Source organism: Sphaerochaeta sp. UBA5849, from assembly GCA_002432715.1.
Classification (GTDB): domain Bacteria; phylum Spirochaetota; class Spirochaetia; order Sphaerochaetales; family Sphaerochaetaceae; genus Sphaerochaeta.
On record DJGJ01000049.1, the window covers coordinates 30520 to 42732 of the forward strand.

Genomic DNA, 12213 nt, shown 5'->3' on the forward strand with positions numbered 1-12213 from the left:
ATCTCCTTCATCTCAGCTACAATTCGTGTTGCTTGTCTAAAAAGACTAAACCCGCCATTTCAATCTGTCAATGTTTAAATTGAGCTAAACGTTAGTATTTATTTTATTATTACTCGATTGTTCAAATTATTGTATATATTTTGAATTTTTTATCAATATTCTACGCACTTTGAAATTCTATTCAAAATCAGCCGCTCATGCTACACTACGTTTTATGTACACCCTCGATCCAACCTGGCTGCCCTTCAGCAACCTGATGCTGAAACACATTTACAACGTATTGCTGATCTGCAATGACTACGACCGCTTTCTGCTCGAGGAAGACGGGCGGGTGGAAGAAGAGCTGTATCTGGAGTACACCCAGCTCGGATTGAACAACCCACCGAAAATCACCCACACAAGCAGTGGGGAGGAAGCCCTCAAACTCATCGGCGAACGCAAGTTCGAGCTTGTCATCACCATGCTCGACCTCGGACCGGAATCGGTGGAGCAGCTGGCCTCCTCCATCAAGGCCCTGGACCAGGACATGCCGGTCATAGCCCTCTCCCCCTCTTCCAGCCACCGGCGCAACAAGCTGATCAAAGGTTCGGACTGCCAGGACATCGACTACTTCTTCTATTGGCAGGGCGACCCGACCATATTCCTTGCCATGATCAAGTTGGTGGAAGACCGGATGAACCTCGACCACGACACCAAGGAAGCCGATGTACAGGTGATCATCCTGGTTGAGGACTCGATTCGTTTCTACTCATCCTACCTTCCCATGATGTACACCTGCCTCATCCAGCAGAACCGCTCTGCAATCCTGGAGGCGCTGAACAACTGGGGTAAAACACTGAGGATGCGCGGACGGCCCAAGATTGTGCTTGCAAGGACGTACGAAGAGGCAATGCAGCTGTACACCACCTACCGGCATAATATTTTAGGAGTCATAACCGACATGTCCTACCTGCGAGGCGGAGAGCAAGACAAGTATGCCGGACTCGCCCTCACCCAACAGATCCTCCAACAGGATCCGGAGATACCGGTGTTGGTGCAGAGCAGCGATGCAAACGCCCGTGACATGGCACAGGACAACGGCGCCCACTTCATCTGGAAAAACAGCTCTTCGCTGTTGTTCGAACTGAACAGGTTCATGACCAGCCATTACGGCTTCGGCCCGTTCATCTTCCGCAATCCAGAGAATATGGAAGAAATCGCCCGGGCCGAGACGATGCGCGACCTGCAGCGAATCCTCCCCTCCATTCCCGAGGAAAGCTTTGATTTCCACTGTCGCCGCAATGAGTTCTCCCGTTGGCTCAGGGCCCAGAGCCTCTATACCCTGGCGGCAAGAATCAAGGGTTTGCAAATACCGCAACAGGGAAGTGCCAAAGAGGTGCAGAGGGAGCTCATTGAGATCATCAGGACCTATCGAAGCGAGCGGACCAAGGGTGTCATCGCCCAGTTCAGCAGAAACAATTACGATGAAACACTCTTCTTCAGCCGCATCGGCGGAGGCTCGCTCGGCGGCAAGGGCCGGGGCCTTGCGTTCATCGACATGGTTCTCAGGGCGGCGAAGCTGCAGGACAAATACCCCGAGGTCTACCTCTCCATCCCCCGTACCGTTGTGGTGACCACCGATCAGTTCACCCAATTCATCGATGAGAACAACCTCAAGGACATCACCACAGCCGACCTGCCGGATGAGACACTGTTAAAGATTTTCCTCTCAAAACCGTTGCAATCCGATTTGGTGCTCAACCTTGCAGAAATCATCCAGGTCATCCACCAACCGATTTGTGTACGCTCTTCCAGCCTGCTCGAGGACTCCCACTACCAACCCTTTGCCGGAGTCTATGAGACTTGCATGCTCCCCAATCGAGGCGACGACCAGCGGCGACTGGAAGAGCTGTGCGATGCAGTACGAGCGGTATGGGCCTCCACCTACTTCAGGAGTGCAAAGGAGTATCTGAAGGCCACCGAGCATATGCTGGAGGATGAGAAAATGGCGATCATCATCCAGCAGGTCATCGGCAGCGAGCACGGCTCGTACTGGTACCCCAACATCAGCGGAGTCGCACGGTCGTTGAACTACTACCCGCTCGGCGGAGAGAGGCCCGAGGACGGGGTGGGGATGCTCAGCTTCGGCTTCGGCAAATCGGTGGTGGACAACGGATCGGCCCTGCGGTTCTCACCCACCCATCCCAAGCGCCCGGCCCAGTTCCTCGGGGGAGACCAGACAAGCAGCCAGCATATGTTCTATGCGCTGAACCTGGAACATGGCTATCATCCCTTGGAAGAGGGAGGGCTGGAGAATCTTGAGCTCCTGGATCTCGATGAGGCCCTCAAGCATCCAGAGTCGCTGAAGTTCATCGCAAGCACCTTCGACCTGCAAAGCGGGACACTCAGCGAATCGGTACGGGCCGAGGGACAGAAAGTCATCACCTTCAACGGGGTGCTCAAGTACGACGCATTTCCTTTGGCAAGCATCGTCAAGGATGTCCTGACCCTGGGGACCCAGGCGATGGGCAAACCCGTTGAGATTGAGTTTGCCGTAAACCTCAACCGTAAAGCCCCCAAGAAACAGGAGTTCAGCCTCCTGCAAATCAGACCCATCGCAGCAGGAAACGAAGAGAGCGACGTCGCAATCTCCGTTGAGGAGAAAGAGGCGGCAGCCATCTACTCAACCGTCGTGATGGGAAACGGAAAAATCGAGGACATTCAGGATATCATCTATTTGAAGGTAGACAGTTTCGATGCCTCACACATGAAGGATATGGCAAAGGAGTTGGACAAGCTCAACGCCCAGATGGTGCTTGCCGAGAAGGACTATGCCTTGCTGGTTGCAGGCAGGCTCGGGTCCTGCGACCCGTGGCTCGGAATCCCCGTCACCTGGTCGCAGATATCACGATCGAAGGTGATCATTGAAACCGGGCTCAAGGGTTTTCAGGTCGAACCAAGCCAAGGAACGCACTTCTTCCAGAACATGACCAGCCTGGGGTGCATGTACCTGACCATAAACCCCGACCGCCGTTCAGGGAGGCTTGATCTTGAGAAACTGAAACAGCTGGAGATCTATGACGAGACCGAGCATTTCGTGCATGCCCGCACCAGCGGGAATCTCACCATAAAGGTGAATGGATTCAAGGGAGAAGGAGTGGTGCTGCTGCCTTAGCCGACGTTGTGTGCCGCCTGATAGCCTGAAATCCAGATTGCGGTATGCTCCCTGACTGCTTCGACCGCTTTGTCGGCATCCCGATCCATGATCGCCTGATGCAGCCTCTGGTGCACCTCGGCTACCCCGACATGGATGGGGTTGATCGTCTTGGTGAAGAGCTCGATGACAAAGTTGTAAATATTCTCCACGATGCTGTTGTGTGAGAAACGGGCGAGCAGCCGATGATAGCGCAAGTCCAAGGAGCCGGCATGCTGGGCCGAGGCATCGGGTTTTGCCAACTCGGCCTGAAACTTCTGCATCGTCTGGTCGAGCAGGGCAAGTTCGTCGTCGCTGACACTCTCGATGACAAGCTTCACAATGCCTTCCTCAAGCAGCTGCCTGACCTGGGTGAGGGACTTGTAGTCCCTGTCCTGGACCAGGATCTGAAAGAGCTGAGGGTCGAACAGGCGTTTGTTGGAAGCGCTGGAGACGTAGGTCCCATACCCCTGCTTGATCTCCACCACCCCGTACGCTGAAAGAATCTTCAGTGCCTCACGCACCGTACCCCTTCCAACCTTCAGGCTCTCTGCAAGGGAAATCTCATTGGGAATCATATCCCCAGGGGTGAGTTTTTGTTCGATCAACAGGGCCTTGATCTTCTCAATCACCCCTTCAACCGCAGAAGGCCGGGCCTCGCGGACTGCGAATATGTCTTCCATGAGAAAGCACCCCCCTAAAGATTAGCACACCTATCATACCAACACCTTCGCTCGAAAGCAAGAAAGGCCGGGCTCAGTCCTTGTAATCATCCCGCGAGGGAGCAAAACATTCAATCAGCTCGGTATCCTCAAGGATATCCGAACCATGGGGATCGTTGGAGGCGAAGTAGTAGGCATCACCGGCATGCAAGTCCAAAATCTCCCCGTCTCCTTTGATGAAGTGGATATGACCCTTTATCACAATACCGCTTTGGCTCTGGACATGGGTGTGAAGTTCAAGCTTCGAACCCTTTTCGAGGTAGAAGTAACACATCATAGTGTCCTTGTCATAAGTAAGGGTGACCCGATCAATCCCCTTCGCCCTGCTGACCCGTGTATCCGTAGAAAGACTTCCCCGATGTTTCTTTTCCAGCATCATGCATTTCTCCTGCGTTCGGCGATCAGGGCGAGCAGCTCATTCCAGCCTTTCTGGAAGGAAGTCCTGAACAACTCAACCCCGCCGTAGTCGTAGTACTCATCCACCTGCATCCCGTCGACCTCCAAGGCCCGCCCATAATCGGGAAGCCGATCTTTGAGAATCTGTATCTCCTCTTCACTCAAATTGTCTTCGATGCGGCTGACTACCAGGCCATCCGCCTCGATAAGCGTATCGGCTGTTCCCTTCCAGTTGATGGTGATATGCAGGTCCCCGCCGACCAGTTCGGTGAAGTCCTCCAGCTTGCGGGCGCCTCCTCCGATCATGATACCGGGGTAGTTTCGGCTCTTCAGCAGTTCATACTCTTTCTTCGCAATGGAAAGACCGGCATATTTGACCAGTTTCTCATCGAGCTTAAGATTGTTCGCCTTGATGACCCGCTTGAAGTGGTCGTCCAGGATACCGGTGATGTGGGTGACAAAAAACGGAGGGGTGTTGCCGCTCTCGCTGCTCGCCTTCTGATACTCCTCGCAAATGGAGACAGCCTGGGAGAGACCCATCACCTCGGTGGCCATGGTGGGAATATTTTTTTCAACCATCGCCCGTATGGCTTCGATCCCCCAGGTAGTCACCGGAATCTTGATGCAGACATTCTCACCGATCTTCCGGTTCTCCAGTCCCTCCTCAACAATGAGGGCGGTATCGGTTTCTGCAAACGGATCTCCTTGGATGGTCACCAAGCCTTCCCTGCCCCCGCTTTTCTCATACAACGGCAAAAACAAGTCTGCAAGGCGGGCAACCATCATCTGCTGCACCTTCGAAGCTACAATCGAGTCATTCTTCTCATAGGGCAGCAGCAGGTCTATCGCCCTGTTCACCACTCGCAAATCCTCTTCACTGCCGAAGAGCTTGGAGACATAGCTTGGGTTGGTGGTACACCCTATCGCCCCCGCCTCGATGGCGAGCCTGGCTTGCTCAAGGGTGGGATTGTTGATCCAGAACCTCGTCGGAGTCTGCTCATGCACACGGTGAAAATAGGTTTTCTTCATTTGTTACCTCGAAGCAAATACAAGATTGGGAAGCCACAGGGAAATCTGCGGAACATACGTGAGGACGATCAGGGCGACCAGCAGCGATGCCAGATAGGGAAGTACTGCCTTGAAGACTTTTCCTACAGGCAACCCAACGATGGGACTGAGCATGTATATGCTCATTCCCACCGGCGGGGTGATCATGCCGATCATCAGGTTGAACACCATCACCAGACCGAAGTGGACAGGATCCACCCCTGCAGCCACCAGGGGTGGCAGGAGAATCGGTGTCAGGATCATGATGGCGGCGGTAGATTCCAAGAACATGCCGGCTACCAAGAGAATTACGTTGGAAAGCATCAGAAGGATGACGGGGTTGTCCGAGATACCGAGCATGAGGGCGGAGACCTGCTGGGGCATCTGTTCGACGGTGAGCACCCAGGCAAAGATGGCCGCCGAGGCGACAATGAAGAGGACACTCGCCGTTGATTTCAATGTCTCAATACACGTCTTGAAGAAGGAAGAGAGTGTCAGTTCCTTGTATGCCAAGCTCAGTACGATGGCATAGGCCACCGCGATGGCTGCCACTTCGGTCGGACTGAACCAACCAGAGAGCATGCCGCCCATCATGATGACGGGCATCAACATGGAAGGAAGGCCGCGCTTGGTGATTGCTTGTATCTCAGAGAAGGAAAACTTGCGGTCCACTCCACGGGGGTAGTTGAACTTTCGGGCGAAGAATCCCACCTGCACCATCAATGCCATGGCGATGACCAGAGCGGGAAGAATTCCGGCGATGAGCAGGCGCATCGAGGACGTCTCGGCGGCCGCCCCATAGATGATCAGGGGGATGGATGGGGGGAAAATCGGACCGATTACTGCAGAGGCTGCCGTAATGGCCGCCGAGTGGGTGCGGGGATAGTTCTGCTTGTCCATCGCTTCAATCTCGATGTTTCCAAGCCCGCCTACGTCGGCAAGAGCCGCACCGCTGATACCGCTGAAGATCAAGGAAGCGACAATGTTGACCTGGGCCAAGCCTCCTTTCATTCTTCCCACCAACAGCTTGGCAAACTCAAACAGTCGTTCGGTGATCCCCGAGCTGTTCATCAAGCCGGCGGCAAGAATGAACAAGGGGACGGCAAGCATCGGGAAGGAGTTGAGGCTGGTCACCATGCGCTGAATCAGCTGGCTGGGCGGGATGTTTGCCATCATCAGATAGAGAGCCGAGGGGATGCCCATGCTCACGGCGATGGGAAGCCCGGTTGCCAGCAAAAAGAGAAAGAGAATAATCACCAATGAACCGCTCATACCGCCTCCTCCTTTCCACACAAGGTATTCCAGACTCCCAACAGGGAGAGGACGGTCATGGCAAGAATTCCCAAGGTGATGGGGATGTAGAACACGATGTTGGGCATATTCAAGGCTGGAGTTCTGACACTCCAGTTGCGCTCCATGATGGTGGCAATCGCCCACAGGACATAGATGCCGAAGCACATGACCAGAAGCTGGGTGACCACAGAAACCCATTTCTTTGCTTGTTTGGGCAGGTAGAGGAGCACGATATCGACGATGATGTGTTTCTTCTCATAGGTGAGGACGGGAATCATGAGGAAGACCAAAGAGACCAACGAAACCCGGGCAAGTTCCTCCAGCTGAATAGAGCCTGCATGGAAAACGTTGCGCATGATAATCTGGATGAAGACCGAAAGAAACAGCACCAGCAGAAAGACCACCGCCACTGCCTGATATCCCTTGGTCACCTTTTTTGCGAGGTTGTTCATAGGATTGTTCCTTGCTCATTGAAATCTGAGTGGATGGAAAGAATCTTTCCATCCACATGAAACCATACACAGCTATTTGATTGCGTTGATCATCTCATAGTACTTGCCCCAGGCAGCACCGAAGCGATCATTGACAACCTTGGAAACAGAGGCGCGGAACTCATCAACTTTCAGCCCATCCTCCTTGGTGATGATCTTCATGCCCTTGTCCTTGAGCGTCTGCACATCCTTGGCCTCACTTTGCAACACATAGTTGGAAGCCCAGTCACGGGTTTCGCGTGCCACTTCGGTAAAGATCTTCTTGTGTTCGTCACTCAAGGCCTGCCAAACCTTCTCATTGATGACAACAGGCTCGGAACCCATGATATGGTCGGTCATCATGGCATACTTCTGCACTTCGTAGATGTTGCTGGTGACCAGGGTGCTTACCGGGTTCTCCTGCCCGTCGGCTACGCCGGTGGAAAGAGCCACGGGTACTTCAGCCCAGTCGATGGGAACAGCGACTGCACCCATGCCTTCAACTGCTGCCAGATAGATCGGGGAAGGAATGGCACGGATTTTCTTGCCTGCCAGATCCTTGGGGGAGTACACAGGGAAGTTGGCGGTAAGCTCGCGGGTACCGAAGTAGAAGGAGTAGAGAATCCTGACGCCTCTGGTGTCGATGAGCTTCTGGTTCAGTTCCTTCAGCGCCGGAGAAGTTTCGGGATCGGTTGCCTTCAGAAGGTGGTCGACGTCGCGATACAGATACGGGGTGTCGAACAGGCCCAAGTCGTTGAGCAGGGGCTGAAGGCCTCCGTAGGTGTTGTGATGCATGGCGATCGATCCCATCGAGACGGCCTCGGCCATTTCAGAAATGGAACCAAGCTGGCTTGCAGGATACACCTCGATCTTGATGGCACCGCCGGTTTTCTCGGCAATCTTATCAGCAAAGTAGGTTGCCTGCAGTCCGTTCGGGCTGGAAGCGGGGTTCATGTGTGCATACCGAAGGACCAAAGGCTTGGCGGCGGTAGGACCGCTGGCTTCAGCCTGCCCGGCGGCAAACAGGAAACCGGCCAAGGAAACAACGAGCAGCAATGCGATAATCCTTTTTTTCATACAATGTTCTCCTTTTTATTCTACGAACTCCGGATGATCCGGAAACCGTTACAGTTTTTTATGCGCCACAGCCTTTTTGGCTGCACTGACAATGTCTTCAATGCGCATGCCGTACGCATCAAGCAACTCTTCAGGGAAACCCGACTCCCCATAGACATCCTGCAGCCCGAGACGAATCAGGTGCGCAGGAACGTTCTCAGCGATCACCTCGGCTACGGCACTGCCCAACCCATTGATGATCGTATGGTCCTCCACGGTTACAGCACAACCTGTAGCTCGCAATACTGCGACGAGCCCTTCCCTGTCCAGCGGCTTGATGGTAGCCACTTCCACCACCTTTGCCTTGATTCCCTCCGCCTTCAGTCTCTTGGCGGCCTCAATGACACGCCCCAGCACAAACCCATGGGCAAGCAGGGCGACATCATCGCCCTCATCGCTGAGTATGCGGATTTTACCCAAGGGAAACGGAGTTCCATCAGGGAACACCTTGTCCTCGCGGCCGCTGCCGATACGGATGTAGACCGGACCTTCAACATCCACACTTGCCAGCATGGCTTCATAGACCTGACCACCGTCGGCGGGACAGAGGATGGTGAAGTTCGGCATGCCCCTGAGAATTCCGACGTCCTCGATGAACTGGTGGGAGACCCCCTCTCGGTTGCCCCCGTGCAAGCCCCCGTTCGCTCCGACAAACCGGACCTTGAGGTTCGGATAAGAGACGAAGGTGCGCATCTGCTCGCAGGCCCTCATCGTCAAGAATCCTGCATAGGTACATATATAAGGAAGGAGTCCGCTTGCTGCAAGACCGCTGCAGACGCCCACCCCGTTCTGCTCGGAAATTCCTAGCTCCACCACCCGGTCGGGGAACCGTTCCAGGAAAGGCTCGCCTTTGACGACCTTCAAGGAGTCGGTGGAGACAAAGACCACATCCTCGCGCTCGCCGGCCAATTTCAGGAGGGCATCGCGGAATCCTATTCGTGTGCTGTCAACGGTGCTCATACTGCTCCTCCCAACTCTTTGATGGCCTGTTTGTACTCTTCTTCGGTATAGACACGCTTGTGCCACGAGTTTTCTCCCACCATGAAGGAGACTCCGTTTCCCTTGACGGTTTTGCAGACTATGGCACAGGGCTGGTCGACAACTTGATGGGCATTCTCCACAGCCTTCAGAATCTGGGCGATATCGTGCCCGTCGACGGTCTGGACATGCCAGCCGAAAGCCTGCCACTTATCCTCGATCGGATAGGGACCGGATATTTCACCTACGGTTCCACCGCTCTGGTAGTTGTTGTTGTCGATGAAAACAGTCAGGTTGCCTACCTTGTGATGGCTGGCGGCCATCGCTGCCTCCCAAATCATGCCCTCCCCCAGTTCCCCGTCTCCGGTGATGGCATAGACTTGGTATGCTTTCTTGCGAATCCTGGCAGCCAAGGCCATCCCCAGACCGATGGATACTCCGTTGCCCAATGAGCCGGTGGTTGCATCCAAGCCCTTGGTCTTGGGTGCATAGGGGTGCCCCTGCAGGTGGCTGTTGAGGTACCGCAGAGTGAACAACTCTTCTCGGGGAAAGTATCCCTTTTTAGCCAGTGCGGCATATAAGACGGGGCAGCTGTGACCCTTGGAGAGGACAAAGCGGTCCCGGTCCTCCCAATCAGGGTTGGATGGGTCCAGACGCATGACTTCAAAGTAGAGGGCTGTGATGATATCGGCAACCGAGAAGCTGGGGCTGGGATGCCCGTCCTTGGTCCGATAGACCATCTCAACCACATCGCGGCGAAGGGAACGGGAAATTTCCTGTAATGCCTGAATATCCATCACTTTGCCTCCCCCAGCATGTCCCTGACCATCAGTGCACCCAGCCGGGGGCTTGAGAGCACCGTCTTGCCGGTAAGCCTTGCAAGCGGTTCTTCCATCCTGGCCATCGAGCCTTGGGCAAGCAGAATGACTTCACAGCGGTCGGAGACCTGTTTTGCAGTCTCGGCAATGAGACGATCGTGTGTCTGGGCATCACCGGAGGTAATGGCGCTGAAGGCTCCATCGGCCAGGGCGCTGATGGTGCGGATCGACTTGCCCATCTCCGAAGCACAGCGTTCGAGCAGGCGGATGGTAGGATCGAGGGTGGTGGAAAGGGTTGCCAGCACAGCGATGGAATCGGTGAGCTCGATCGCCCGCCTGGCCATCGGCTCGTCGATGCGCACGATGGGAATGGGGAAGAATTCCCTCGCCCCATAGACTGCATCCCCGATTGACGAGCAGGTATTGAGAATCAATTCGGCACCGGAGGCACAGGCAATCTCATAGTAGCCGTACAGCCTGCGCTTCACCGCCTTGGTAAGGTACCCTGTCTCGATGATCTCGGCGATCATGCTGTCGTCAAGGATGTTCATCACCTTGTACCCAGGCAGCGTTTCCTTCAGCAAATCGGAAAGCGGTTTTACCAAAGCAGCTCCAGTATATATTGCGGCAATTTTATGTTCAGCCATGTTATGCACCCCCGTGTTCTATATCATCATACATCATACATATGAAGAATGAGGCACATTTTGCAATCTGTCAAGGAAAAACAATCCACCCTGTTTGGATGGATGGTTGATGGCAAGAGACGCCTTAATGAAAATTATTGCCGATTTCGTCAGGAATTTTCATTGACCTCTTTTCAAACGGATGTATACTACCATTGAATTTTATTGCCGATAACGGCATTTATTTTAAATGAGGTTGTTCATGGAAATACAAAGAGACATCTACCTGCAAGCGCTCATCAACAGAATGAACAACGGTATGATCAAGGTCATTACCGGTATGAGAAGGTGTGGAAAGTCATATCTCGTATTTCACCTATTTTATGACTATCTCATCTCTATTGGTATTCCTGACGATCATATCATCCAGTTAGCCCTCGATATTCCTGAGAACAGGGAATATCGAGATGCCTACAAAATCTACGAGTATGTCCTTTCAAGAATCAAAGACAAGAATGAACCCTATGTTGTCCTACTCGATGAAGTTCAATATGCGATTACGGCAGAAGAAATCAAGCAACCGGATAAACCTATTGCTTTGTATGATGTCCTGAATGGGCTCCTCCACAAAGGGAATATAGACACCTATGTAACCGGGAGCAATTCCAAATTTTTATCGCATGATGTTATGACAGAGTTCCGGGGACGAGGTGATGAGGTCCAACTCCATCCTTTGACGTTCAGCGAATTCATGCAGGTCTATCGTGGAGACAGACACCAAGGATGGTCGGATTACTTGATGTATGGAGGCTTGCCTTTAGTTTGCACCATGCAAAATGCTGATCAAAAAGTCACATATCTGACCAATTTGTTTGAAGAAACATATCTGAAGGATATCATCAACCGCTATCAATTACAGAAAAATGTTGAGCTTGGAGACCTTATAACAATCCTTGCTTCAAGCATTGGGTCTTTGACAAATGCTTATAGAATTGAAGCGACATTTAAAAGTGTTGCCCGCTCAAAAATCAGCATCAATACCATCTATCAATACATCCAATACCTGAAAGAAGCATTCATTATCAACGAAGCAAATCGTTACGATGTTAAGGGAAGACATTATATCGGTACTCCCATGAAGTACTACTTTGAGGATGTAGGCTTGCGAAATGCAAGGCTTGGTTTCAGACAGGTCGAAGAAAACCACATCATGGAAAATGTCATCTATAATGAATTGAGGGTTCGAGGATTCTCTGTTGATGTCGGAGTCGTAGAGACACGAGTGAAAGATGCTGAAGGAGTAGAAACAAGAAAACAACTGGAAGTGGATTTTGTAGCGAATCTAGGGAGCAAGAGATATTATATTCAATCCGCCTTCTCTCTCGGTACGAAAGAAAAAATCATGCAGGAACAACGTAGCCTTATGAATATTCCAGATTCATTCAAAAAGATACTTGTAGTTAATCATGAATCCAATCCCTGGCACACGCAGGAGGGAACCTTGGTCATTGGGGTTCAACAATTCCTTTTAGAGCCTAATAGTCTGGAATTGTGAAACTTTTTTATCACTGAAAA

Annotated in this window: 11 protein-coding genes; 2 read left to right on the forward strand and 9 right to left on the reverse strand. The window is 52.6% G+C overall.

From position 1 onward, the window contains the following. Positions 1 to 214 precede the first annotated feature (214 nt). Positions 215 to 3154 carry a PEP/pyruvate-binding domain-containing protein gene (locus B3K89_RS08570; protein WP_293908563.1) on the forward strand — a complete coding sequence of 980 codons (2940 nt, stop codon included), beginning with the start codon at positions 215 to 217 and terminating at the stop codon, positions 3152 to 3154. On the opposite strand, the gene B3K89_RS08575 is transcribed toward B3K89_RS08570, so the two are convergent. The 9 genes from B3K89_RS08575 to B3K89_RS08615 form a co-directional block, all read right to left on the reverse strand. Further along, complete coding sequence (locus B3K89_RS08575; RefSeq protein WP_293894303.1) at positions 3151 to 3855, reverse strand: FadR/GntR family transcriptional regulator; 705 nt, start codon at positions 3853 to 3855, stop codon at positions 3151 to 3153. The genes B3K89_RS08570 and B3K89_RS08575 overlap by 4 nt on opposite strands. 73 nt (positions 3856 to 3928) lie before the next feature. Then, positions 3929 to 4273 carry a cupin domain-containing protein gene (locus B3K89_RS08580; RefSeq protein ID WP_293894301.1) on the reverse strand — a complete coding sequence of 115 codons (345 nt, stop codon included), beginning with the start codon at positions 4271 to 4273 and terminating at the stop codon, positions 3929 to 3931. Next, positions 4270 to 5319 (reverse strand): transaldolase family protein, encoded by a 1050-nt coding sequence (locus B3K89_RS08585; protein ID WP_293894299.1) that lies wholly within the window; start codon positions 5317 to 5319, stop codon positions 4270 to 4272. Before B3K89_RS08585 ends, B3K89_RS08580 begins: the two co-directional genes overlap by 4 nt. 3 nt (positions 5320 to 5322) lie before the next feature. Then, complete coding sequence (locus B3K89_RS08590; RefSeq protein ID WP_345907280.1) at positions 5323 to 6609, reverse strand: TRAP transporter large permease; 1287 nt, start codon at positions 6607 to 6609, stop codon at positions 5323 to 5325. Further along, a complete protein-coding gene (locus tag B3K89_RS08595; RefSeq protein WP_293894295.1) occupies positions 6606 to 7082 on the reverse strand; it encodes a TRAP transporter small permease in 477 nt (158 codons plus the stop codon). Before B3K89_RS08595 ends, B3K89_RS08590 begins: the two co-directional genes overlap by 4 nt. 72 nt (positions 7083 to 7154) lie before the next feature. Then, the gene (locus B3K89_RS08600) at positions 7155 to 8177 is read right to left on the reverse strand and encodes a TRAP transporter substrate-binding protein (RefSeq protein WP_293894292.1); all 1023 of its coding nucleotides are present in this window, start codon (positions 8175 to 8177) and stop codon (positions 7155 to 7157) included. Positions 8178 to 8225: 48 nt separating this feature from the next. Beyond that, the gene (locus B3K89_RS08605; protein ID WP_293894289.1) at positions 8226 to 9176 is read right to left on the reverse strand and encodes a transketolase family protein; all 951 of its coding nucleotides are present in this window, start codon (positions 9174 to 9176) and stop codon (positions 8226 to 8228) included. Next, positions 9173 to 9991, reverse strand: a complete 819-nt coding sequence (locus B3K89_RS08610) for a transketolase (RefSeq protein ID WP_293894286.1) — start codon at positions 9989 to 9991, stop codon at positions 9173 to 9175. The genes B3K89_RS08605 and B3K89_RS08610 overlap by 4 nt, the downstream gene beginning before the upstream one ends. After that, on the reverse strand, positions 9991 to 10659 hold the full coding sequence (locus B3K89_RS08615) for an aspartate/glutamate racemase family protein (RefSeq protein ID WP_293894283.1): 669 nt from the start codon (positions 10657 to 10659) through the stop codon (positions 9991 to 9993). The genes B3K89_RS08610 and B3K89_RS08615 overlap by 1 nt, the downstream gene beginning before the upstream one ends. Before the next feature lie 241 nt (positions 10660 to 10900). On the opposite strand from B3K89_RS08615, the gene B3K89_RS08620 reads away from it, so the two are divergent. Then, positions 10901 to 12193 (forward strand): ATP-binding protein, encoded by a 1293-nt coding sequence (locus B3K89_RS08620; protein WP_293894280.1) that lies wholly within the window; start codon positions 10901 to 10903, stop codon positions 12191 to 12193. Positions 12194 to 12213: the final 20 nt, after the last annotated feature.

Bases quoted from the DNA above. Each gene is read 5' to 3' on its own strand.
- B3K89_RS08570 (WP_293908563.1), top strand. From the start codon at position 215: ATGTACACCCTCGATCCAACCTGGCTGCCCTTCAGCAACCTGATGCTG.
- B3K89_RS08575 (WP_293894303.1), bottom strand. From the start codon at position 3,855: ATGGAAGACATATTCGCAGTCCGCGAGGCCCGGCCTTCTGCGGTTGAA.
- B3K89_RS08580 (WP_293894301.1), bottom strand. From the start codon at position 4,273: ATGATGCTGGAAAAGAAACATCGGGGAAGTCTTTCTACGGATACACGG.
- B3K89_RS08585 (WP_293894299.1), bottom strand. From the start codon at position 5,319: ATGAAGAAAACCTATTTTCACCGTGTGCATGAGCAGACTCCGACGAGG.
- B3K89_RS08590 (WP_345907280.1), bottom strand. From the start codon at position 6,609: ATGAGCGGTTCATTGGTGATTATTCTCTTTCTCTTTTTGCTGGCAACC.
- B3K89_RS08595 (WP_293894295.1), bottom strand. From the start codon at position 7,082: ATGAACAACCTCGCAAAAAAGGTGACCAAGGGATATCAGGCAGTGGCG.
- B3K89_RS08600 (WP_293894292.1), bottom strand. From the start codon at position 8,177: ATGAAAAAAAGGATTATCGCATTGCTGCTCGTTGTTTCCTTGGCCGGT.
- B3K89_RS08605 (WP_293894289.1), bottom strand. From the start codon at position 9,176: ATGAGCACCGTTGACAGCACACGAATAGGATTCCGCGATGCCCTCCTG.
- B3K89_RS08610 (WP_293894286.1), bottom strand. From the start codon at position 9,991: ATGGATATTCAGGCATTACAGGAAATTTCCCGTTCCCTTCGCCGCGAT.
- B3K89_RS08615 (WP_293894283.1), bottom strand. From the start codon at position 10,659: ATGGCTGAACATAAAATTGCCGCAATATATACTGGAGCTGCTTTGGTA.
- B3K89_RS08620 (WP_293894280.1), top strand. From the start codon at position 10,901: ATGGAAATACAAAGAGACATCTACCTGCAAGCGCTCATCAACAGAATG.